The organism is Dyadobacter psychrotolerans (assembly GCF_004349265.1).
GTDB classification, from domain to species: domain Bacteria; phylum Bacteroidota; class Bacteroidia; order Cytophagales; family Spirosomataceae; genus Dyadobacter; species Dyadobacter psychrotolerans.
Genome location: NZ_SMFL01000044.1, coordinates 1 through 1,010, shown reverse-complemented (window position 1 = coordinate 1,010; position 1,010 = coordinate 1). Strand labels below are relative to the sequence as shown.

Annotated in this window: 1 protein-coding gene; it reads right to left on the bottom strand. The window is 39.2% G+C overall.

The annotated features are described in order from the left end of the window. Positions 1-14: 14 nt before the first annotated feature. A partial coding sequence (locus E0F88_RS33525; protein ID WP_131963167.1) for a UPF0236 family transposase-like protein occupies positions 15-1,010 on the bottom strand: 996 nt, incomplete at its 5' end.

Here is a 1,010-nt window from a genome sequence, read left to right as displayed (position 1 = left end):
GGTGCATTTCAATTTTACGCAGCCTGTGTTAGCATGTTCGTGACGCAATCCCATCGATTGCTTTCTCTTATGACTCTAAGATTGAGCATGGCCTGCGCACCAACAGGTGTCCACCGCTGACCACTGCGCTTCATTCGTGTTTGAATAACAGTTCTATGGGCTGCTTCCATTGGACCACTTCCAATCATAAGGCCTTGACTACGAAAAAGTTTATAATGCATCCTTTCGATATTGTTTTTGTAATAYTCCACCAGGCTTATTCGTCTCTTTTTCGCATCGTGGGATAGGTTTCTGAGTTTCAATATATTACCGAGCACATTGTAAGCAGACCCTTCTAACAATTCAAATTTTTGATCTTTTACCCAGTTTTTGCGCCTGGTGGTGTCTGAAAAATTCAATTTAGCAAAATCTGTTAGATGTTCTACAGCGTGGTAATAGTCTAAAATATGTATGGCGTCGGGGAATCTGTTAGTCAAGTAGTTATGTATCCAMTGGGCTCCATCTGTAATAAATACCAGTTTGTTTTCATGGTCGTTATAAGTCCCCAGACTTGCCTCAAACTTTGGGATAAAATCCAGATATGACCCTAAATGACCACTATATATAGATTCTTCAAGTTTGTAGCGTATCTCGTTTTCTTCCTTCGTACCATTTTCAATCCTACTTCCTTCTCTGAAAACACGACCCAATTTAACCTCCTGCCATCCCTGRTCCATTTGAATCATGCTCCCATCTATCGAAGCATATACGCGTTCATCGGTGTTCAATGTTGGATGTTCGATATGAACCATCACCTCAGAAGCAACTGATTTACCTATATAATCAGTTACTCTATATACTTGACTTTCAGATATATTAATTCCTAGAAAAGCGTTTAGCAAATCATTTGATTTTGAGTAGACGTCGCTAACACCAGCCAAAGCCATCAGATTTTGAAGATAGGGGCTTATAAAAAAACCATTACACTTCGCTTCAAAACGATGATTTTTTGACAACTCTATTTTTCCGAA